20 protein-coding genes and 1 pseudogene are annotated in these 21,802 nt (G+C 73.8%); 13 read left to right on the forward strand and 8 right to left on the reverse strand.

The features are described 5' to 3' along the window. Nucleotides 1-3: 3 nt before the first annotated feature. The 13 genes from ABD774_RS01150 (at nt 4) to ABD774_RS01210 (ending at nt 13,670) form a co-directional block, all read left to right on the forward strand. Nucleotides 4-1,002 (forward strand): zinc-dependent alcohol dehydrogenase family protein, encoded by a 999-nt coding sequence (locus ABD774_RS01150; protein ID WP_345036681.1) that lies wholly within the window; start codon nt 4-6, stop codon nt 1,000-1,002. Next, nucleotides 1,002-3,614 (forward strand): cation-translocating P-type ATPase, encoded by a 2,613-nt coding sequence (locus ABD774_RS01155; RefSeq protein ID WP_345036683.1) that lies wholly within the window; start codon nt 1,002-1,004, stop codon nt 3,612-3,614. Before ABD774_RS01150 ends, ABD774_RS01155 begins: the two co-directional genes overlap by 1 nt. A gap of 25 nt (nt 3,615-3,639) precedes the next feature. Then, nucleotides 3,640-4,179 (forward strand): P-loop nucleotide/nucleoside kinase family protein, encoded by a 540-nt coding sequence (locus ABD774_RS01160; RefSeq protein WP_345036686.1) that lies wholly within the window; start codon nt 3,640-3,642, stop codon nt 4,177-4,179. Between the two features lie 80 nt (nt 4,180-4,259). Continuing rightward, nucleotides 4,260-5,051: a TIGR02569 family protein gene (locus tag ABD774_RS01165; protein ID WP_345036688.1), complete on the forward strand. Its 792-nt coding sequence runs from the start codon at nt 4,260-4,262 to the stop codon at nt 5,049-5,051. Nucleotides 5,052-5,106: 55 nt separating this feature from the next. Then, nucleotides 5,107-5,712: a dihydrofolate reductase family protein gene (locus tag ABD774_RS01170; RefSeq protein WP_345036691.1), complete on the forward strand. Its 606-nt coding sequence runs from the start codon at nt 5,107-5,109 to the stop codon at nt 5,710-5,712. A gap of 64 nt (nt 5,713-5,776) precedes the next feature. Then, entirely contained in the window at nt 5,777-5,992 is a 216-nt protein-coding gene (locus ABD774_RS01175; protein ID WP_345036693.1) for a hypothetical protein, read from the forward strand. Between the two features lie 299 nt (nt 5,993-6,291). After that, nucleotides 6,292-8,175, forward strand: a complete 1,884-nt coding sequence (gene dnaK / locus ABD774_RS01180) for a molecular chaperone DnaK (RefSeq protein ID WP_345036695.1) — start codon at nt 6,292-6,294, stop codon at nt 8,173-8,175. After that, nucleotides 8,172-8,837: a nucleotide exchange factor GrpE gene (locus ABD774_RS01185; protein ID WP_345036697.1), complete on the forward strand. Its 666-nt coding sequence runs from the start codon at nt 8,172-8,174 to the stop codon at nt 8,835-8,837. Before dnaK ends, ABD774_RS01185 begins: the two co-directional genes overlap by 4 nt. 73 nt (nt 8,838-8,910) lie before the next feature. Continuing rightward, nucleotides 8,911-9,909, forward strand: coding sequence for a DnaJ C-terminal domain-containing protein (locus tag ABD774_RS01190; RefSeq protein WP_345036700.1), 999 nt, complete (start codon nt 8,911-8,913; stop codon nt 9,907-9,909). Nucleotides 9,910-9,988: 79 nt separating this feature from the next. After that, a complete protein-coding gene (locus ABD774_RS01195; protein ID WP_345036701.1) occupies nt 9,989-10,417 on the forward strand; it encodes a heat shock protein transcriptional repressor HspR in 429 nt (142 codons plus the stop codon). A gap of 445 nt (nt 10,418-10,862) precedes the next feature. Continuing rightward, nucleotides 10,863-12,317 (forward strand): hypothetical protein, encoded by a 1,455-nt coding sequence (locus ABD774_RS01200; RefSeq protein WP_345036703.1) that lies wholly within the window; start codon nt 10,863-10,865, stop codon nt 12,315-12,317. 114 nt (nt 12,318-12,431) lie between these two features. Further along, nucleotides 12,432-13,418 (forward strand): chymotrypsin family serine protease, encoded by a 987-nt coding sequence (locus ABD774_RS01205; protein ID WP_345036705.1) that lies wholly within the window; start codon nt 12,432-12,434, stop codon nt 13,416-13,418. A 33-nt stretch (nt 13,419-13,451) separates the two neighbouring features. Continuing rightward, the gene (locus ABD774_RS01210; RefSeq protein ID WP_345036708.1) at nt 13,452-13,670 is read left to right on the forward strand and encodes a hypothetical protein; all 219 of its coding nucleotides are present in this window, start codon (nt 13,452-13,454) and stop codon (nt 13,668-13,670) included. A 36-nt stretch (nt 13,671-13,706) separates the two neighbouring features. Here the strand turns inward: ABD774_RS01210 and ABD774_RS01215 are convergent, their stop codons facing one another. The 8 genes and pseudogenes from ABD774_RS01215 to ABD774_RS01245 all read right to left on the reverse strand — a co-directional run bounded on the left by ABD774_RS01215 (nt 13,707) and on the right by ABD774_RS01245 (nt 21,729). Then, entirely contained in the window at nt 13,707-14,207 is a 501-nt protein-coding gene (locus tag ABD774_RS01215; protein WP_345036710.1) for an HIT family protein, read from the reverse strand. Beyond that, nucleotides 14,204-16,324: a prolyl oligopeptidase family serine peptidase gene (locus ABD774_RS01220; protein WP_345036712.1), complete on the reverse strand. Its 2,121-nt coding sequence runs from the start codon at nt 16,322-16,324 to the stop codon at nt 14,204-14,206. Before ABD774_RS01220 ends, ABD774_RS01215 begins: the two co-directional genes overlap by 4 nt. Nucleotides 16,325-16,423: 99 nt before the next feature. Beyond that, on the reverse strand, nt 16,424-16,849 hold the full coding sequence (locus ABD774_RS01225; protein ID WP_345036714.1) for an alpha/beta fold hydrolase: 426 nt from the start codon (nt 16,847-16,849) through the stop codon (nt 16,424-16,426). Nucleotides 16,850-17,153: 304 nt separating this feature from the next. Next, nucleotides 17,154-17,621: pseudogene (locus ABD774_RS21650) on the reverse strand (alpha/beta fold hydrolase); the annotation flags it as partial. Between the two features lie 39 nt (nt 17,622-17,660). Further along, on the reverse strand, nt 17,661-18,872 hold the full coding sequence (locus ABD774_RS01230) for an acetyl-CoA C-acetyltransferase (RefSeq protein WP_345036716.1): 1,212 nt from the start codon (nt 18,870-18,872) through the stop codon (nt 17,661-17,663). Continuing rightward, entirely contained in the window at nt 18,869-19,531 is a 663-nt protein-coding gene (locus ABD774_RS01235) for a CoA transferase subunit B (RefSeq protein ID WP_345036719.1), read from the reverse strand. The genes ABD774_RS01230 and ABD774_RS01235 overlap by 4 nt, the downstream gene beginning before the upstream one ends. Then, a complete protein-coding gene (locus ABD774_RS01240) occupies nt 19,531-20,355 on the reverse strand; it encodes a CoA transferase subunit A (RefSeq protein WP_345036721.1) in 825 nt (274 codons plus the stop codon). Before ABD774_RS01240 ends, ABD774_RS01235 begins: the two co-directional genes overlap by 1 nt. Nucleotides 20,356-20,406: 51 nt before the next feature. Next, on the reverse strand, nt 20,407-21,729 hold the full coding sequence (locus ABD774_RS01245; RefSeq protein WP_345036961.1) for a short-chain fatty acid transporter: 1,323 nt from the start codon (nt 21,727-21,729) through the stop codon (nt 20,407-20,409). Between the last annotated feature and the right edge of the window lie 73 nt (nt 21,730-21,802).

A 21,802-nucleotide genomic window follows, 5' to 3' on the forward strand; every position in this document is an offset into this window, starting at 1 on the left:
GGGATGCGCGCCTGGGTCGTGGCCGAGCCGGGGCCGGCTGCCGGGCACCCGCTGGAGTGGACCGAGCTGCCGGACCCGGTGCCCGGAGCCGGGCAGGTCCGCCTCGCCGTCGAGGCGTGCGGGGTCTGCCGCACCGACCTGCACCTGGCGGAGGGCGACCTCGCCCCGCACCGCCCCCGGACGGTCCCGGGCCACGAGGTGGTCGGCCGCGTCGACGCCGTCGGGCCGTCCTGCGACCGGTTCGCCGTGGGGGACCGGGTCGGGGTGGCGTGGCTGAGGGGCACGTGCGGTCGGTGCCGGTGGTGCCGGTCGGGACGGGAGAACCTCTGCCCGCGCGCCACCTTCACCGGCTGGGACGCCGACGGCGGGTTCGCCGAGCTCACCCTCGTCGACGAGCGCTTCGCCTACCGGCTGCCGGACGACCTCCCCGCCACCGCCGCCGCACCGCTGCTGTGCTCGGGCATCGTGGGGTACCGGGCCCTGAAGCGGGCCACGCTGCCCCCCGGCGGCCGGCTCGGCCTCTACGGTTTCGGCGCCTCCGCACACCTGGTGGCCCAGGTCGCCGTCCGGCAGGGCGCCACCGTGCACGTCATGACCCGGTCGCCCGCCGCGCAGCGCCTCGCGCTCGAGCTCGGCGCGGCCTCCGCGTCCGGCGCCACGGCGCAGCCGCCCGAGCCGCTGGACGCGGCCATCCTCTTCGCCCCGGTGGGAACGCTCGTCCCGCCCGCGCTGCGGGCGCTGGACCGCGGCGGCGTCTGCGTCATCGCCGGGATCCACCTCACCGACGTCCCCGGCCTCGACTACGAGCGTGAACTTTTCTACGAGCGGGAGATCCGGAGCGTCACGGCCAACACCCGGGCGGACGGCGAGGAGTTCCTCCGGCTCGCGGCCGCGCTGGACCTGCGTCCCACCACGACCGCCCGGCCGCTCGCCGCGGCGGCCGGCACGCTGGCCGACCTGGCCGCCGACGCCTACGAGGGCGCCGCCGTCCTGGTGCCGTGATGAGCACCACCGACCTCGAGCGCGACGGCCTCGACCCGGCCGAGGCCGCCCGCCGGCTCGCGGCCGACGGCCCGAACGCCCTGCCCGCGCCCCGGCGGCGCTCGCTCGCCCGGCGCGTCGTCGCCCAGCTCGTCCACGTCTTCGCCCTGCTGCTCTGGGCCGCCGCCGGGCTCGCGTGGCTCGGCGGCATGCCTCAGCTCGCGCTCGCGATCGTCGCCGTCGTGGTCCTGAACGCCGTCTTCTCCTTCCTGCAGGAGGCCCGGGCGGACCGCGCCGCCGAGCGGCTGCGGGCGCTGCTCCCGACGCAGGTCACGGTGCGGCGCGGGGGCCACGACCTGGCGGTCGACGCCGCAGACGTGGTGCGCGGCGACCTCCTCGTCCTCTCCGCCGGGGACCGGGTGCCCGCGGACGCCGACCTGCGCACCGTCAGCTCGCTGCTGGTCGACACGTCGATGCTCACCGGTGAGAGCGAGCCCGCCGCGCCCGGGACCGGTGACGTTCTCTACGCGGGCACCTTTGTCGTCGAGGGCGACGGCGCCGCCGTGGTGACGACGACCGGTGAGCGCACCCGTCTCGCGCAGATCACCCGCCTCACCACCGCCGCCACGGAGCCGGTGACCCCGCTGACGCGGGAGCTGCACCGGCTGGTCAGGATCGTGGCGCTGATCGCCGTCGCCGCCGGGCTCGGCTTCTACCTCGTCGCCCTCGCCCTCGGACTGACGGCCGTGGACGGGTTCCTCCTGGGCATCGGTGTCACGGTCGCGCTGGTGCCGGAGGGGCTGCTCCCCACCGTGACCCTGGCGCTCGCGTGGGGCGCGGAGCAGATGGCGCACCGTCAGGTCCTCGTGCGCAACCTCGACGCGGTCGAGACGCTCGGGTCCGTCACCCACATCTGCACCGACAAGACCGGCACGCTCACGCAGAACCAGATGACCGTCGTCGAGGTGTGGACGCCGCAGGGGACCGCCCGGGCGGGGGCCGGGTACGACCCCGGGGCCAGGGTCGACGTCGCACCCGGAGCCCGCGACGCCGTCACGCTCGCGGCGCGCACCGCGGCGAGGTGCTCTGACGGCCACCTGCGCGCGCAGGACGGGCGGTGGGTCTCTCACGGCGACCCGATGGAGGTGGCGATGGACGTGCTCGCCCGCCGCCTCGGCGTCGACACGGACGCCGAGCGGTCAGGCCGCCCCGTCCGGAGCCGCTTCCCCTTCGACCCGCGGCGCCGCCGCATGTCCGTCGTGGACGACGACTGCGTGCTCGTCAAGGGCGCGCCGGACGCCGTCCTGCCGCTGTGCGGGAGCACGGGCGACGACGGTGCGGCTGCCGCCGTCGCGGCATTCACCGACCGGGGTCTGCGGGTCATGGCGGTCGCCGGCCGGCCGGCCCGGGACGAGACCCCGGCAAGCCCGGCGCAGGCCGAGCACGACCTGACGCTCTACGGCGTCCTCGGCCTGGAGGACCCGCCCCGCACCGACGTCTCGGACGCGCTCGCCGCCTGCCGGCGCGCGGGGATCGCCGTCGCCATGGTCACCGGCGACCATCCGGCGACGGCGGCCGCGGTCGCCGACCAGGTCGGGCTGCGGCAGCCGGGGGACCCCGTGCTCACCGGCGCCGGGCTGCCGGCGGACGACGACGCGCTCGGCGCGCTGCTCGAACGCCCCGGCGTCGTCGTCGCCCGGGTCTCGCCCGAGCAGAAGCTGCGGATCGCGCGCGTGCTCCGGGCGCGCGGGCACGTCGTCGCGATGACGGGTGACGGCGTCAACGACGGCCCCGCCCTGCACGAGGCGGACATCGGTATCGCGATGGGGGCGTCGGGCACGGACGTCGCCCGCGAGGCCGCGGACCTCGTGCTGCTGGACGACCACTTCGCCTCGATCGTCGCCGGCGTGGAGCAGGGGCGGGCCACGTACGTCAACATCCGGCGGTTCCTGACCTACCACCTCACCGACAACGTCGCCGAGCTGACGCCGTTCGTGGTGTGGGCGCTCAGCTCGGGCCAGTTCCCGCTCGCCCTGGGCGTGCTGCAGATCCTGGCGATCGACCTGGGCACCGACACCATCTCGGCGGTCGCCCTGGGCGCCGAGCCGCCGTCACGACGCCTGCTGAGCGGCCCCCCGGTCGGCGGCAGCCTGTTCGACCGCAGCGTCGCACGCCGGGCGTTCGGCGTGCTGGGCCCGGCCGTGGCCGCGACGTCGATGCTCGCGTTCACCGTGTCCCTGCTCGTGGCCGGGTGGCGGCCGGGCACGACGGTGCCGGCCGCGACCCTGGCGGCCGCCTCCGGGGCGACGTTCCTCGCCGTCGCCTTCTCGCAGGCCGCCAACGCGTTCGCGTGCCGGAGCTTCACCGAGGTGCCACGGCGGCTGGGATGGTGGACCAACCGGCTGCTTCCGCCGGCGGTCGCGGCCTCGCTCGTGCTCGCGCTGGTGCTCGTGTGCGTCCCGCAGCTGGCGCGGGCGCTCGGCCAGGCGGTCCCGCCCGTCGCCGGCTGGGCGGTCGCGGTCGCCGCGGCCGGCGTGACGCTCGCCGTCGACGCCCTCGACAAGCGGGTCCGACGCGAGCGGGCCGCGAGGCCGCCCGAAGAGGCGACCAGCCCCTCACCCCTGGTGCCGTGACGCACCTGACCGGCAGGCTGCTCCCATGGGGGAGCGCGAGGAGCCGCGAGCGACCGAGCGGGCCGACGACGGCCGCCCGGTCGCGGTGCTGACCTGCGGACCGGCCGGGGCGGGCAAGACCACCTACGCCCAGGGGCTCGAGCGGCAGGGGTACGTGCGGCTCTCGCACGACGTCGAGGTGCGACGCCGGTTCGGCCGCTACGGCGTCGACATCCCGGCCGACCGGTTCGAGGAGTACAACGACGCCGTGCGCCCGCTGGTGAAGGAAAGGCTCGCCGAGCTGCTGCACCAGGGCCGGGACGTCGTCGTGGACCTCTCCTTCTGGCGCAAGGCCGACCGCGACACGTACAAGGCGATCGTCGAGGCCGCCGGCGGGCGGTGGCGCCTGGTCTACCTCGACGTCCCGCACGACGTGCTCCGCCGTCGCCTCCTCGCCCGCCGCGCCCGCGACGACGCCGACGCCTTCCCCGTCCCCGACGAGCTCCTCGCCCGGTTTCTCGCCGGCTTCGAGGTGCCGCGCGGCGAGGGGGAGGAGGTCGTCGTCGTCGGGGAGGACGCCCCTTGACCGCCGGGAGACGTGCCGTACCGCGGAACCCGGCCCCCCGGCCGGCGCGGGGAGCGAGCACTGAACCACCGTCACCGGGTGTGCTCGACGCGTTCGGCCTGTCCGGGAACCTCGTGCCGTTGGACGGCGGGCGCGCCACGGTGTGGCGGGCGGGTGCCGTCGTGCTCAAGCCGCTCGACATGTCCGTGGCGGAGCTCGAGTGGCAGGCGAGGGTCCTCGCAGCGGTCGACGGTGCCCGGGACGTCCGCGTCGCTCCACCTGTCCGGTCCCCGGAGGGCCGCCTCGTCGTCGAGGGCTGGACCGCCTGGCGCTTCGAGGCCGGGTCCCCGCCGACGGCGGATCGGTACCGCGAGGTCATGGCCGCAGGGCGCGCGTTCCACCGACACCTCGACGGCAGCCCGCGACCCGCGTTCCTGGACCGTCGCGACCACCCGTGGGCCCGGGCGGACCGGGTCGCCTGGGGCGAGGAGAGCACCGGAGACGCGGCGCGCCTGCCGCACGTCGAGGCGCTGCTCGGTGTGCGGCGACCGGTGGATGCCCCGGCGCAGCTGGTCCACGCCGACCTGACCGACAACGTCCACCTCCACCCGACCCTGCCGCCGCTTGTGCTGGACTTCTCGCCGTACTGGCGGCCGCCGTCGTACGCGACGGCGATCGTGGTCGCGGACGCGGTCGTCTTCCGCGGCGCGGGTCTCGACCTGGTCGAGCAGGTCTGCGCCGACGAGGGCGTGGGGTTCCCGCAGATGCTCGTACGGGCGCTGCTCTTCCGGGCCGTGGCCGACCACCTGCTCGCGCCGGGGGAGGACGACGCCTGGGTCCGTTGGTTCACCCCTGCGGTCCGGAGGGTCGTCGCGCTCGCGGACGGTGGATAAGGCGGCCATCGTTGTCTCGTCCCGTTGACCTCGCTCGGCCCAAGGAGGGGACCCGATGCAGGAACTGCTGGTGGACTTCATCGTCTCGCTGGACGGCTACGCGTCGGCGGAGGGCTGGCCCGGGTGGTGGGGGCTCGAGGGCCCCGAGTACCTCAGCTGGCTCGACCACCAGGAGGAGGGCGCGCACACCCTCCTGATGGGGGCGAACACCTACCGGTTGATGTCGGCGATGTCCATGGCGGCCGGTGCGTCGGAGGCGGACTACTCGACCGACGAGGCGGCGAGCCTGACCGGTCTCGCAGCTGTGCCCAAGGTCGTCTTCTCCTCGACGCTCCAGGAGCCGCTCTCCTGGCCGAACACCCGCCTGGTGGGTGGGGACGCCGTCGAGGCGGTGGCGGAGATGAAGCGGGACGGCGCCAGCCCCATGCGGACGCTGGGCAGTGTCAGCCTGTGCCGGTCGCTCCTCGCGGCGGGCCTGGTGGACCGGTTCCGGCTGGTCGTCTTCCCGGTGATCACCGGGAGGACCGGTCGCGAACGGATCTTCGACGGGTATCCCGATGTCGCGCTCGACATGACTGCCAGCCGGACGTTCGACGGCCGGCTCCAGCTGCTCGAGTACGTCCCCACCGTGCTCACCGGGCCGCCCGGCGCTGCGGGATGAGGGGTCGGCGCCTGAGAGGGGCGCCCGGCGTCGGGCCGGGCGTGTGTCTGATCGGAGGGACGGCATGGCCGAGGCGAAGAGGGGCAGGCGGAGGCGTGGCCGGCGCGGCCCGGGTGTCTACGTCGAGGAGGTCTCCAGCGGCTCGAGACCGATCGAAGGTGTCGGGACCGCGGTGGCGGCGTTCGTGGGGATGGCGGCACGCCACCCGGCGCGCACGGCCGTGAGTGTGGTCGCCGTGCTGGCGGTGGTCGCCGTGATCGTGCGGGCGGCACGCGACTGACCCCCTGCGCCCTGCGACCTCGTGCGGCGTCGCGAGCGCCGGCTGGGCGATGACCACCGAGCGCGTGACCGAGCGTCCGGGTGTCAGTCGAGCCCGTGGAAGAGTGGAGCTTCAGCGTGCCCCACCACAGCTCACCGTGCTCAGGGGAATGATTTCCTGCGCCTTGAGGTTGAGCCGTACAGACTCAAGTTTGACCCGGCCGAGTTGACGGGGTCACCCGCCCGGTTCAGACTTGAGTGCATACGACTCAACACAGCGTCCGGCGGTCAGCGTCGGGCCGCGACGAAGGAGCAACGCACATGGCACGAGCTGTCGGGATCGACCTGGGAACCACCAACTCGGTGGTCGCCGTCCTGGAGGGTGGCGAGCCCACCGTCATCGCCAACGCCGAGGGTGCCCGCACCACTCCGTCGGTGGTGGCCTTCAGCAAGTCTGGCGAGGTCCTGGTCGGTGAGGTCGCCAAGCGTCAGGCCGTCACCAACGTGGACCGCACCATCACCTCCGTCAAGCGCCACATGGGCACCGACTGGAAGGTGGACATCGACGACAAGACCTACACCGCGCAGGAGATCTCCGCGCGCGTGCTCGGCAAGCTGAAGAAGGACGCCGAGTCCTACCTCGGCGAGCCCGTCACCGACGCGGTCATCACCGTGCCCGCGTACTTCAACGACGCCGAGCGCCAGGCGACCAAGGACGCCGGCCAGATCGCGGGCCTGAACGTCCTGCGCATCGTGAACGAGCCCACCGCGGCGGCGCTCGCCTACGGCCTGGAGAAGGGCAAGGAGGACGAGCTCATCCTGGTCTTCGACCTCGGTGGCGGAACCTTCGACGTCTCCCTCCTCGAGGTCGGCAAGGACGAGGACGACTTCTCCACGATCCAGGTGCGCGCCACCAACGGCGACAACCGTCTCGGTGGTGACGACTGGGACCAGCGGATCGTCGACTGGCTGGTCAAGCAGGTCAAGAACAAGGACGGCGTCGACCTCTCCAAGGACAAGATCGCCCTCCAGCGTCTGCGTGAGGCGGCCGAGCAGGCCAAGAAGGAGCTCTCCTCGACGACGAGCACCAACATCTCGCTGCAGTACCTCTCCATGAGCGAGTCGGGCCCGATCCACCTGGACGAGAAGCTCACCCGGGCCGCCTTCGAGGAGATGACCAAGGACCTCCTCGAGCGCACCAAGACCCCGTTCCACAACGTCATCAAGGACGCGGGCATCCAGCTCAGCGACATCGACCACGTGGTCCTCGTCGGTGGCTCGACCCGTATGCCGGCCGTGACCGAGGTCGTGCGCGAGCTCACCGGCGGCAAGGAGCCCAACAAGGGCGTGAACCCGGACGAGGTCGTCGCCGTCGGCGCCGCCCTGCAGGCCGGCGTCATCAAGGGTGACCGCAAGGACGTCCTGCTGATCGACGTCACCCCGCTGTCCCTCGGCATCGAGACCAAGGGTGGCGTGATGACCAAGCTCATCGAGCGCAACACGGCCATCCCCACCAAGCGGTCCGAGGTCTTCTCCACCGCCGAGGACAACCAGCCGAGCGTGCTGATCCAGGTCTTCCAGGGGGAGCGCGACTTCGCCCGCGACAACAAGCCGCTCGGGACCTTCGAGCTCACCGGCATCGCCCCGGCCCCCCGCGGCATGCCGCAGATCGAGGTCACCTTCGACATCGACGCCAACGGCATCGTGCACGTCTCCGCCAAGGACCGCGGCACGGGCAAGGAGCAGTCGATGACGATCACCGGCGGCTCGGCCCTGCCCAAGGACGAGATCGACCGCATGATCAAGGAGGCCGAGGCCCACGCCGCCGAGGACGCCAAGCGTCGCGAGGAGGCGGAGACCCGCAACACCGCCGAGCAGCTCGTCTACTCCACCGAGAAGCTCCTCACGGACAACGCCGAGAAGCTGCCGGAGAACGTGACCTCCGAGGTCCGCGGCGCCGTCGACAACCTCAAGAAGGCGCTCGAGGGCGACGACATCGAGGCGATCAAGACCGCCCAGTCCGAGGTGACCACGAAGAGCCAGAAGATCGGCGAGGCGCTCTACGCCCAGCAGCAGGCCGACGGCGCCACCGCCGGCCCGCAGGGCGCGCCCGGCTTCGAGGAGGGCGACGGCCAGGCCGGCCGCTCCACCTCCGACGACGAGGTCGTCGACGCCGAGATCGTGGACGACGAGGAGGCCAAGTGACGGCCGACAACGACCGTCCCGAGGAGGGGTACGAGAAGCCGGTCGTGCACGACCGACGGCGGATCGACCCCGAGACCGGGAAGGTGCGTGAGCCCGCGAGCCAGGAGGCGCCGTCGTCCGCCGACGGCGGCGCCCCCGCCCCGGGCGAGGCGCCCCTGGGCGACCCGGCGACGGCGGAGGCAGCTCCGGCGTCGTCCGAGGCGAGCGACGAGCTCGCCCGGGCGACGGCCGAGGTGCTGGACCTGCAGGACCAGCTCGCCCGCCGCAAGGCGGAGCTGTACAACGTCCAGCAGGAGTACAACAACTACGTCCGGCGCTCGAAGGCCGACGCTGCCGCGCAGCGTCAGGCCGGGGCCCAGGACGTCGCCGAGGCGCTGCTGGGGGTGCTCGACGAGATCGAGCTCGCCCGTCAGCACGGCGACCTGACCGGGCCGTTCGCGGCGATCGCGGAGAAGCTGGAGGGCACGCTCGCCCAGCGCTTCGAGGTCGTGCGCTACGGCGCGGTGGGGGAGGAGTTCGACCCCGCCGTCCACGAGGCGCTGATGCACAGCACCGACCCGGAGGCCACGGCGACGACGGTCACCCAGGTGCTCCAGCCCGGCTACCGTGCCGGGGAGCGGGTGCTGCGCGCCGCCCGGGTGGCGGTCAGCAGCCCCGAATGAGGAAGCAGAGCAGGGCTCGGTGCCGCGGCGGGCTTCCCGCCGCGGCACCTCGCGATCGAGGAGGTGAGGCGGGATGACCGGACAGGACTGGCTCGAGAAGGACTTCTACGCCGCCCTCGGCGTCCCGAAGGACGCCGACGCCGACGCGATCAAGAAGGCCTACCGCAAGCTCGCCCGGACGCACCACCCGGACCACAACCCGGGTGACGCGGCGGCCGAGGAGAGGTTCAAGTCGGTCGGCGAGGCGTATGCGGTGCTCTCCGACCCGGAGCAGCGCAAGCAGTACGACGCGCTGCGCGCGATGGCCGGCGGCGGCGCCCGTTTCTCCGCCGGTCGCGGCGGCGCGGGCGGTGCCGGGTTCGAGGACCTCTTCGGCGACATGTTCGGGGCCGGGGCGAGCACCGCGGGCGGCCCGCGGGTCCGCTACACCACCCAGGGCCAGCAGCCCCCCGGCTTCGAGGACATCCTCTCCGGCATGTTCGGCGGGGCCGGCGCGGGCTTCGGCTCGCGACGGCGACCCCAGCGCGGCGCGGACGTGACCACCTCCGCCACGCTGCCGTTCCGCCAGGCCGTGTCCGGCTCGACCGTCCAGCTCACGGTCGACGGGCGGACCATGACCACCCGCATCCCGCCCGGCGTCCACGACGGCCAGAAGATCCGGCTGCGCGGCAAGGGCCGGCCGGGCCAGAACGGCGGCGAGCCCGGGGACCTCATCGTCACCGTGCACGTCGAGCCCCACCCGCTGTTCTCCCTCGACGGGAAGAATGTGCGGATCACCGTGCCCATCACCTTCGACGAGGCCGCGCTCGGTGCGACGATCGAGGTGCCGACCCTCGACGGCCGCCCCGTGAAGGTGAAGGTCCCGGCGGGCACGCCGTCCGGCCGGACGCTGCGGGTGCGCCGCAAGGGGCTCAGCGTCCCGATGGGCCCCGACGGCGACCTCCTGGTCACCGTCAACGTGGTGGTCCCGAGCCGCCTCTCAGGAGCCGCGAAGGACGCCGTGAAGGCGTTCGCCGCGGCCAACGAGGGCGTCAACCCCCGCGACGGGCTGCTGGAGCAGGCCGCGCGCTGACGCCTCCGCCGGGCGGGCCCTCGCCCGCCCGGCGGGCGCGTCCCCCCGGCACGGACGAGGCAGAGAAGGGAGGCGGAGGATGACGACGACCGAGCGGCGTGAGGACGCGCCCGTGCTGCCCATCTCGGTGGCCGCGGAGCTCGCCGGCATGCACCCGCAGACGCTGCGGCAGTACGACCGGCTCGGGCTCGTGGAGCCGCGCCGGACCCGCGGTCGCGGGCGCCGGTACTCCATGCGTGACGTGGTGAAGCTGCGCGAGGTGCAGCGCCTCAGCCAGGAGGAGGGCGTCAACCTCGCCGGCATCAAGCGGATCCTGGAGCTCGAGGACGAGCTCGTGCAGGTCCGGTCCGAGAACGAACGTCTCCGGCTCATCGCCGACCCCGGCCGGCGCATCTTCGCCGCCGGACCCTCCGGCGACGTCGTCGCCGTCCCGCTCGGCACAAGGGTGCGGCGGGTCTCGACCACGACCGCCGGTGCGCTGGTGCTCTGGCGGCCCCCGGCGCGCTGACGCCTGCTGGGGTCGGCGGCCGCGGGCGCGCTGACGCCTGCTCGGTCGGCGGTGACGGGGCGCGCTGACCTCCTGACGCCGTGACGACCGGCGTCCGGGTCACCCTTCCTCACCCCGCTCCTCACCCTTCCTCACCCTGAGGCTCACCCTTCCTCACCCTGAGGCTCACCCTCGACCGACCCTGCCGGGTCACCCTCGCCCACCCTCCGCGTACACCCTCCGGTTCGGGCGGTCTTCACCCGTCCGATTCCCCGTGTCCACGCGGGTGGGGCGGTGTGCTTCCACCAGGGATTCGGACGGACGCCGCGGCGCACGCCCGGACCCGCGGAGGCCCGCCGGGCCGCCGCCGAGCGAGACCCGCCGGGCGCGGGCGGGAGCCGCACAGTCTGCGGCCCCCCGGACCCGACGGCGACCGCGACAGGGGTCGGACGCGAGGAGCTGGACCGTGGTTGCAGTCAGGGCATCGGGAGTACTGGGAGCCGTCGCGCTCGGCGCGGGCATGCTGATCGCCACGCCGGCGTCGGCTGGCACCTTCACCGGCACCGCAGCGGCGCCGGGCGCCGCGGCGACGCAGTGCATCGGGGTGGCGCCCACTTACGCGGACGTCCTGGTGCGCGCCGCCCGGACGGAGACGATCGAGCACCCGGCCACCTGGGTGACCGAGGCACGCTGGACGCGCTGGGTGGTCGACCAGCCGTACCGCGCGGGCGTGCCGGAGATCTCGCACGTGGAGCGCGAGTGGTCGAGCGAGCCGCTCGAGGGCTGGACGGAGACCGGGGAGTCCCGGTACGTCGTCACGCAGCCCGCGGTCCCCGGGACGCCCGAGGTGCAGGAGCAGACCGAGGAGCGTCTCGTCGACCCGGGACAGCCCTACGTGCCGCCGACCTACGAGCAGGTCCACCACGACGCCGTCTACCGGACGGTCCACCACGAGGCGGTCTGGAGCACCCTGAACCACCCCGCGGTGTACGAGACGATCCACCACCCCGCCGTCGTCGAGTACGAGTTCCGGCAGAACCCGACCGGCAGGACGTACTGGAGCACCGACCCGGAGTGGAACGCCCAGGGGAACGAGAACAGCCAGGGCTGGACCGCGACGGGCGCCAGCCGCGTGCTGGAGGCCGAGCGGGACGAGCAGGTGCTGGTCGAGGAGGCCTGGGACGAGCAGGTGCTCGTGAAGGAGGCCTGGGACGAGCAGGTGCTCGTCAAGGAGGCCTGGGTGGAGGACGTCCTCGTCGAGCCGGGCCAGGAGTTCGTCGCCCCGACCTACGAGTGGGTCGTCGTGGTGCCCTACCAGCCGGCCGTCCCGGCCGTCCCGGAGCAGGGCCACACCGTGCGGGAGTACGTCCGGGTGGTCGTGACGCAGGAGGCGGAGCCGGAGGTCGAGGAGGTCGGGCACCTCGAGGAGCGGTGGGCCGCCACCTCGCCCGGGGAGGGCTGGGAGGACACCGGGGCGACGCGTCAGGTCCAGGTCGAGGCGGCGTGGACCGAGGAGGTGCACCACCCCGCCGAGTACGAGAACCGCATGATCGACCCCGGGGTCACCTGCGCCGCGCCGGGTGCCGGTGCCGGTGGCGGTGGTGCGGGCGGACGGGCGGGCACCGCGGTGCCCGTACGGCTCGTGGCCGCTGGCGTCGACGCACCCGCCGGGACGAACGCCGCGGCGTCGAAGGCCACCGTCGCGACGCTGCCGACGACGGGCGCCACCACCGGTCTTCTCGCGGCGGCCGTCGTCGCCGGAGCCGCCGGGGCAGCTCTCCTCGCCGTCCGCTCGCTGGCCGGCCGGATCGCCGACGGCGTGGGCCGGCACCGTCTCGACCGCGGCCGTGACACGGCCGCCGGTCGCGAGCGGGCCCGCCGCGACGCGGCACGCCGTCGCGCCCACCGGCGCACGGCCTAGAGCCGGGCGCGCCCGACGCTTCCCCCGGCGTCGGGCGCGCCCCACCGCCCGTCCACCCGCCTCTCCCCACCCGCGCCCGCACCGATGTCGGTGCCACCCGCCACACTGGGCGACGTGGACGTGGACGAGGCCAGGACGGTCAAGAGCCAGCTCGCCGCCTACGCGGGCGAGCTCCTCGCCGGACGGGTCAGCGCCACCGCCGCCGCCGTGCGGGCCGGGGTCGCGATCGGTCTCGCCCCACGTCCGGACGGCTCGTTCGGCGTCGCCGTGCGTTACCCGCTCGGCACCTCCACCGCCCGCATGGTCGCCCGACGCCTCCGGGCGGAGGCAGGGCCCGTGGTGGACGTCCGCCGCACCGGGAGGGTGCGGCCGTTCGTCGTCCGGGCCACGCGGGCGCCGGTCCCGACCGCGCGTGCCGTCGGCGAGACCCGGCGCGTGCGGCCGCTGCGTCCCGGGGTCTCGGTGGCGAACCAGGCGGTCACCGCGGGCACCCTCGGCGGGTTCGTCACGGTCGCGGGCGACCCGGGGACCTTCCTCCTCTCCAACCACCACGTCCTGGTCGGTCCGTCCGGCCGCACGGGCGACCCGGTCCTCCAGCCGGCGCCCGCCGACGGCGGCAGCGCGGAGGACCGGGTCGGCACCCTCACCGCCTTCGTCCCGCTCACCGGCGGCGAGCCGGCGCTGGCCGACGCCGCGCTCGCCCGCCTGGACGCGGGTGTCGAGACGGACCCGACATACCCGGTCGGGGCGCTGGCGGGTGTGGCCGAGGTCGTCGGAGACGATGCCGTGCAGAAGATCGGGCGCACCACCGGGGTCACCGACGGGCGCGTCACCGCCATCGAGCTCGACGGCCTGGTGGTCGGCTACGGGTCCGACGTCGGCGAGCTGAGATTCGACAACCAGATCGAGGTGGAGGGCAGCGGCGAGCAGCCGTTCTCCGCCGGCGGCGACAGCGGGGCGCTCGTCTACCGGCCCTCCGACCGCCGGGCCGTCGGGCTCCTCTTTGCCGGCAGCGAGACCGGGGGTGAGAATGGCCGAGGGCTGACCTACCTCAACCCCGTCGACGAGGTGCTGACCGCGCTGGGCGCCACGCTCGTGTAGGGCCCGGCCGGAGGCACACGGAGGTGCGTCCCGATGACCGACCTGCCGCAGGCCCGCGCCGCCAAGGAGCACCTGCGCGAGAGGCTCCGCGACCGCGCGGGTGTGGTCGGGGTCGGGATCGCCCGGTCGGCGGGCGGGTACTGCATCACGGTCAACGTCGCGGACGCGGACGCGGCCGGCGAGGTGCCCGCGGACGTCGACGGCGTCGAGGTCCGGATCTCCGTGGTCGGCGGGATCACGGCTCAGGCCTGAGTGCGCGCACCAGGCGCACGGCCGCGGCCGGTGGGACTACGGCTCAGACCTGAGGGCCCGCACCAGGCTTGCGGCCACGGAGTCGAGCTCCGCCCGCGACGGGCGGGCGGGGGCGTTGTCCTCCACGATCCGCAGTCCGTCGTCCCTCCGGCGGGGGATCACGTGGAGGTGCACGTGGCCGACGCGCTGCCCGGCCGCCTCACCGTCGGACAGGTGCAGGTTGACGCCCTCGGACCACGCGGGGTCGGCGCGCATGACGGCGGCGATCCGGTGCGCCGCGCGCCACACCGCCTCGCCCGCCGGGACCGGGAGGTCCACGAGGCCCACCGCGTGCCGCCGCGGCACGACGAGCACGTGCCCGGTGTTCACCGGCACGGCGTCGAGGAAGGCGACGACGTCGTCGTCGGCGTGCACGAGGCTCGCCGGAGCGTCACCGGCGACGATGGCGCAGAAGAGGCACCCCGGGTCGGCCGGCGTCGACCCGCCGGTGGCTGCAGGCCCGCCGGCGGCTTCGGCTCCGCCGGCGGCACCGCTCAACCGATCCGCTGCCACAGGAACTCGAACGCCAGCGCCTGCATGAACGCGGCCTGGGCGTTCGTCGCCGCCCCGCCGTGACCGCCCTCGATGTTCTCGAAGTACGTGACGTCCTTGCCGGCCTCGATCATCTGCGCCGCCATCTTGCGGGCGTGCCCGGGGTGAACGCGGTCGTCGCGCGTGGAGGTCGTGAACAGCACCGGGGGGTAGTCGCGGGCCGGGTCGAACAGGTGGTACGCCGAGAACTCCTTGATGTATTCCCACTGCTCCGGGTCGTCGGGATCGCCGTACTCGGCCATCCACGACGCGCCGGCGAGCAGGTGCGAGTAGCGCCTCATGTCCAGGAGCGGCACCTGGCACACGATGGCGCCGAACAGCTCCGGGTACTGGGTGAGCATGTTGCCCATCAGCAGGCCGCCGTTGGAGCCGCCCTGCGCGCCCAGGTGCGCGCGGTCCGTCACGCCGCGCGCCACGAGGTCGCGCGCCACCGCGGCGAAGTCCTCGTACGCCTTGTGCCGGTTCTGCTTCAGCGCGGCCTGGTGCCAGCGGGGGCCGTACTCGCCGCCGCCGCGGATGTTGGCCACCACGTAGACCCCGCCGCGCTCCAGCCAGGCCCGCCCGATCCCGCCCGAGTACGCCGGGACGCGGGAGACCTCGAAGCCCCCGTAGCCGTAGAGCAGCGTCGGGGCGGGCCGGTTCCCGCCGTCGTGCGTCACCGGGTCGCGGGACACCTGGAAGTACGGCACCCGGGTGCCGTCCGCGGAGGCGACGAAGTGCTGCTCCACGTGCAGGCCGGAAGTGTCGAAGTACGCGGGCAGCGCCTTGAGGCGCTCGATCGCGGTGGTCGCGCCGTCCTCGTCCAGGTCAAGGCGGGAGAGCGTCGTGGGCGTGAGGAACCCGGTGGTCGTCAGCCACAGCGCGTCCTCCTCGTCCGGGTCGACGGCGCCGACGGCGATCGTCGCCAGCTCGGGCACCTCGCCGGCCGCGGTCCCGCCCGCGGTGAGGTCGAGCGGTCGGCGTCGCCACGGCCGGCCCGAGCCGGCGGCCGGGGGCGTGAGGACCTCCAGCCGGTTGCTCACGTCGTCGAGGATGTTGAGCACGAGGTGGTGGCGCGTCCACGACGCGCCGGCGAGCGACGTCGTCGGGGTCGGCGCGTAGAGCACCTCGAAGCGGCGGTCGCCGGCGAGGAAGTGCTCCAGCGGGACGGCGAGCAGCGCGCCGCCCGGGTAGGTGCGGCCGCCGACCGTCCAGTCCTCGCGCAGCTCCACGGTGAGCCAGTCCCGGTAGAGGTCCGGGTCGGCGGAACGCGGGACCTCGAGGAGCGTGAGGGAGTCGTCCGGGCCGAGCAGGTACATCTGGGAGTCGTAGAAGGCCAGGTGGCGGAACACCACGTCCCGCTCGTAGCCGGGCGTGGAGTCGTGGCCCGCGCCGATGAGCATGTCGGTGGGCTCGCCGGCGTAGATCTCCGTCGCGTCGGACAGCGGCGTCCCGCGACGCCAGCGGCGCACCGTCCGGGGGTAGCCGGAGGTGGTCATCGACCCCTCGCCGAAGTCGGTGTAGACGAACACCGAGTCGCCCGAGGCGTCCGCCCAGGCGATGCCGCCCTTCGACTCCTCGCGGGTGAAACCGTCCTCCACCCAGGTCCTCGTGGTGAGGTCGAACTCGCGCGTGACGTCGGCGTCGGCGCCGCCGCGGGAGAGCTGGACGAGCGCACGGGAGTAGGACGGGCGCAGCACCCGGGCGCCGTGCCAGACCCAGTTGGCGCCCTCGGCGGCGTTGAGGGCGTCGACGTCGATCAGCACCTCCCACTCCGGGGCGTCCGTGCGGTAGGACTCCCAGGTGGTGCGCCGCCACAAGCCGCGCTCGTGCTCCGCGTCGGTCCAGAAGTTGTACAGGTGCTCCCCGCGCTGGACCACGCCGGGGATCTTGTCGGTGGAGTCCAGCACCTCGAGGATGCCGCGTCGCATCCGGTCGAAGCGCTCGCCGCTGGCCAGCACCGACTCCGCGTGGGCGTTGCGCTCACGCACCCACGCCAGCTGCTCCTGGCCCTCGACGTCCTCCAGCCAGGCGTGCTCGTCCCGGGTCTCGGGCGCGGCCACGCGGCCGGTCATCTCGGTCATCCTCGTCATCCGCCTATCTCACCACGCACCTGTGACGTCCGTCCCAGAGATCGGGAGGGTTATCGTCCGAAGTGGCCTGCGCCCTGCGCCGCGCCCCGCTCAGGATGCGGGCCGGACGTGCTCGCTGTCACGCGCCAGCAGGCCGGCGAGCAGCTCCGAGAAGCGGTCCGGCTCCTCCAGGTGCGGGCTGTGCCCGACGCCCTCGAGGACGACCTCCTCGTAGCTCCCGCCCGCCGCGGCGAACCGGTCCAGCACCGTGCGCATCTGGCTGACCATCGGCTGCGGCGGGTAGACGTCCGCTCCGGGCCAGCCGGGGATCGCCCCGACGGCCCCCAGGTTCCCCAGGTCCAGCAGCGAGGTGTCCGAGACGATCGCGTCGGCGTCGCCCCGCACCCACAGCACCGGCCCGACCTCCGGCACGTCGGCGAAGGCGCCGAGGTTGTAGTACCGCGGCGAGAGCGCGTTGTTGATGCCCGTGGGTCCCGGGCCCGGAACCGGGCCAGTTCTCGCTGGGCTCGGTCCCACCCGGGTAGTGGTCGGGGCCGATCCGCGTGGACAGCACCGAGTCGAGCAGCAGCTCCTCGTCCTCGAGGTCGGTCCCCGGGGCGACGTAGAGCGCCCGGAAGACGTTCCGCGGCGAGTGCGGGTGGTCCGCCGAGCGGTCGCCGGCGGCGATCGCCGCGGCGAAGTCAGGGTTGGCGGTGCCGCCGCCCGAGCCGGCGTGGTCGGGCCACACCGGGGTGCCCTCGGCGTCCGCGGTCCCGCCGAAGCCGAACGGCGACGCCGGAGCCTCCAGCAGGAGCGCCCCGACCTTCTCCGGGTGGTCGATCGCCAGCTGCATGACGGCGCCCGCGCCCGCCGAGTGGGCGACGAACGCGGCGCGCTCGACGCCGAGCGCATCCATCAGCGCCACGAGGTCGTCCGAGAAGTCACGCATGCCGCGCGTCGCGTCGATCGGCAGCGGCTCGGTGTCGCCGTAGCCGCGCAGGTCCGGGGCGATGCCGCGCCAGCCCTCCGGCAGCGCCGTGAGCAGGCGGTGGAAGAACGCGGAGGACGAGCAGTTGCCGTGCACGAGGATCACCGTGCCCGCCGGCGACGACGCGCCGCCTGGGTCGGTGTCCCGCACGTGCATGCGCGCCCGGGACGTCTCGACGTCGTGCTCGGTGACCTGGCCCATGGAAAACCCCTTCGTCTCCCGGCGTCGGCCTGCGCCGTCGCCCTGCCTCCGGCCCCGGCGGCCTCGCCGCCGTGCCTCCCGACGGCGGTCCCGCCGGGTCGATCGGTGCCTCGCCACCATGACTGCCGGCGGCGGCCCGAGGCCGCCGCCGGCGTTCGCTCACCCTTCGAGGAGCAGGGCCTCGCCCTGGCCGCCGCCGCCGCACAGGCCGACGGCGGCCTTCCCGCCGCCGTTGTGGGCGAGCTGGTGGGCGGCGTGGACCACGAGCCGGGCGCCGGAGGCGCCGATGGGGTGGCCGACGGCGATGCCGCCCCCGTGGGGGTTGACCTTCTCCGGGTCGGCACCGAGCTCGGCGGTGGAGTGGGCCACGACGGCGCCGAAGGCCTCGTTGATCTCGATGAGGTCGAGGTCGGCGACGTCCCAGCCCTGCCGCTTCAGCGCCTGCTCGATGGCGCGGGCGGGCTGGGCGTGCAGGGATGCGTCGGGGCCGGCGACCTGCCCGGGTGCGCGGAGGGTGGCGAGCACCGTCCAGCCCTGCTGGTCGGCCCGGGCGCGGGTCGTCAGGACCACGGCGGCGGCGCCGTCGGAGATCTGGGAGGCGTTCCCGGCGGTGATCGACCCGGTCGGGGTGAAGGCCGGGCGCAGCTTGGCGAGGGACTCCACGGTGGTGTCGGGGCGGATGCCCTCGTCGGTGGTGACCTCCGTCTCGCCCTTGCGGCCCTTGACGGTGACCGGGACGATCTCGCCGTCGAAGACGCCGTCGGCCCAGGCCTTGGCGGCGCGCTGGTGGGAGCGGGCGGCGACCTCGTCCTGCTGCTCGCGGGTGAGGGGGTAGGTGCTGGCGGTCTTCTTGTCGGTGGCCAGGCCCATGGCCTCGCGGTCGTAGGCGTCGGTCAGGCCGTCGTGGGCCATGTGGTCCACGGCCTCGACGTTGCCGTACCCCCAGCCGACCCGGGACCCCATGAGCAGGTGCGGGGCGCCTGTCATGGACTCCATGCCGCCGGCGACGACGACGCCGGCCTCCCCGGCCCGGACCAGCCGGGCGGCGTCGATGATCGCGGTCAGCCCGGACAGGCAGACCTTGTTCACGGTGGTGGCGTGCGCGGACCACGGGATCCCGGCGCCGACGGCGGCCTGGCGGGCGGGCGCCTGCCCCGCCCCGGCCTGGAGGACCTGGCCCATGTAGACGGCCTCGACCGCCTCGGCGGGGACCCCGCCCTGCTCCAGGGCGCCCTTGATGGCGACCGTGCCGAGCTGCACCCCGGTCAGGGTGGCGAGCTGGCCCTTGAGCTTGCCCTGCGGGGTGCGGGCGGCGCCGACGATGACGACGTCGTCCGGGCTCGTGGCGGGGGTGGTGGGTGTGGTGCTCATGCGTCGACCTCCACGGCGTGGACGTGCTCGGAGACGATCAGGTCGGGCTCGGTGCGGTCCTTGACCTCGTCGACGCTGACACCGGGGGCGAGCTCGATCAGCACGAGCCCCTCTTCGCGGACGTCGATGACGGCCAGGTCGGTGATGATGCGGTCCACCACGCCCCGGCCGGTCAGCGGCAGGGAGCACTCGGTGACGATCTTGGCGTCGCCGTTCTTGGCGTTGTGCTCCATCAGGACGATCACCTTCCCGGCGCCGTGGACGAGGTCCATCGCCCCGCCCGGTCCCTTGACCATCTTGCCCGGGATCATCCAGTTGGCCAGGTCCCCGGCCGCCGAGACCTGCATGCCGCCCAGGATCGCGACGTCGATCTTCCCGCCGCGGATCATCCCGAAGGACAGGGCCGAGTCGAAGAACGCCGCCCCGGGCAGGGTGGTCACGGTCTCCTTGCCCGCGTTGATCAGGTCCGGGTCCACGGCCGTCTCGGTCGGGTACGGCCCCACCCCGAGGATGCCGTTCTCGGACTGCAGCACCACCTGGCGGCCCTCGGGCACGTAGTTGGGCACCATCGTGGGCAGCCCGATGCCGAGGTTGACGTAGGAGCCGTCGGCCAGCTCCAGGGCCGCCCGGGCGGCCATCTCCTGCCGGGTCAGAGCCATCAGTTGCTCCCCTCCGAGCGCACGGTGCGCTTCTCGATCCGCTTCTCGATGCCGCCACCCACCTCGACGACGCGGTGGACGTAGATCCCCGGCAGGTGCACCTGGTCCGGGTCGATCTCCCCGGGCTCGACGAGCTCCTCGACCTGGGCGATGCAGACCCGGCCGGCCATCGCGGCCAGCGGGTTGAAGTTGCGCGCCGCCTTGTTGAACACCAGGTTCCCGTGCCGGTCCCCCTTGAGGGCGTGGACCAGGGCGAAGTCGGTGGCGATGGCCTCCTCGAGCACGAACTCGCGGTCCTGCCCGCGCACCGAGAAGGTGCGCACCTCCTTGACCGGGGAGGCCTTGGCCACCCCGCCCGCGCCGTCGTACCGGCGCGGGAGCCCGCCCTCGGCCACCTGCGTGCCCACCCCGGTAGTGGTGAAGAACGCCGCGATCCCCGACCCCCCGGCGCGCAGCTTCTCGGCCAGCGTGCCCTGCGGGGTCAGCTCGACCTCGAGCTCCCCGGAGAGGAACTGCCGCTCGAACTCCTTGTTCTCGCCCACGTAGGAGGCGGTCATCTTCGCCAGCCGGCCGGCGCGCAGCAGGATCCCCAGCCCCCAGTCGTCCACCCCGCAGTTGTTCGACACCACCGACAGGTCCGTCGCGCCCTGCGCCAGCAGCGCCTCGATCAGCGCCATCGGGTTGCCCGACAGCCCGAACCCGCCCACCGCCAGCGAGGCGCCGTCGGGGATGTCCGCCACCGCCTCGGCCGCCGAGGCCACCACCTTGTCCAGGCCGGGCGATGTCCCGGCCCGGCTCGTGGTGTTCACTGTTCCGCTGGTCATGGTCTCTCCTTCGGGTGGATCTCTGGGTCGGTGGGTGGTTCCGGGTGTGGCTCAGCCGGCGCCGACGACGAGCAGGACGGCGGAGAAGACGACGCCGGAGGCGACGAGCGTGACGGTCGTGTACCCCAGGATGTCCCTCATCTTCAGGCCGGCGATGGCCAGGAGCGGCAGGGCCCAGAAGGGCTGGATCATGTTCGTCCACTGGTCACCGTAGGCGACGGCCATGATCGGCACGGCCGGGTCGACGCCCAGGCGCGCGGCGGCGTCGAGCAGGATCGGTGCCTGGACCGCGAACTGCCCGCCGCCGGAGGGGACGAAGAAGTTCACGAGGCCCGCGGACAGCAGCGCCAGGACCCCGAAGGTCTGCGGGGTCGAGATGCTGACGAACCAGTCCGAGAGCACCGCGATGAGCCCGGTGGCCGTCATCATGCCCAGGATGCCCGCGTAGAGCGGGAACTGGAGCAGGATGTCGCCGACGTTGGACGCGGCGTCCTTGACCAGGGCCGTCAGCTCGAACGGACTGCGCACGAGCAGCAGGATCAGGGCGAGGAACGACCAGTTGACGAAGTCGAGGGTGGGCGTGCCGCCCCGGACGACGTAGACCACCAGGTAGGCCGTGAGGGCGAGCCCGACGAGCGTGGTGAGGAAGCGGCTCGCGTCGAGCCGGTCGGCCGGGGTGAGGACCTCGTCGTCGACGACGACGCCCTGGTCCCGCGCGTCCACCTCCAGCTCGACGATCTTGTCGCCCCGGCGGGGCGCCACCAGCGCGAGGGCGACGGCGACGGCGAGGACCGTCGTGACCGCGCCGACGACGTTCCAGGTGGAGAAGGTCGTCTCACTGACGGGGATGGTCCGGCCCAGCTGCTCGGCGATGAACGAGCCCTCGGTCGCCGCGGTGAGCGGGCCGGAGCCGGAGTACCCCATGTGCCAGACGACGAAGCCGGAGAAGCCGGCCGCCACGAGCATCGGGAAGTGCAGCCGCATCCCCTTCTCCCGCGCCTGCGCCGCGACCTCCTTGGCCAGCAGGGCGCCGACGACGAGCCCGAGCCCCCACTGCAGGAGCGAGGCGACGGCGGCGACGAGGAAGACGAAGACGTAGGCCTGCAGCGGCGTGCGGGGCAGACCGCCGAGCCGGGCGAGCAGGCGGCGCATCGGGCGGGTGTTGGCCAGCATGTGGCCGAGCAGCAGGATCAGCGCCATCTGGGTCATGAACGCCAGCAGGCCGGCGAGGCCGTCGCCCCAGCCGACCAGGACGTCCACCGGGCCGGCGTCCGTGAGCACGAGCGCCATAAGGGCCACGATGACCGTCAGGACGATGGCGAACACCAGCGCGCTGGGGATGAACCGCTCGACCAGCGTGTTGACGGGCCGCATGACGCGGGTGAACGGGTTGCGCGACTGCGGCCGGCCCTCGGTCTCGCGTGACTTCTGGCTGACTGACGACATG

Source organism: Georgenia daeguensis, from assembly GCF_039537705.1.
Classification (GTDB): Bacteria; Actinomycetota; Actinomycetes; order Actinomycetales; family Actinomycetaceae; genus Georgenia; species Georgenia daeguensis.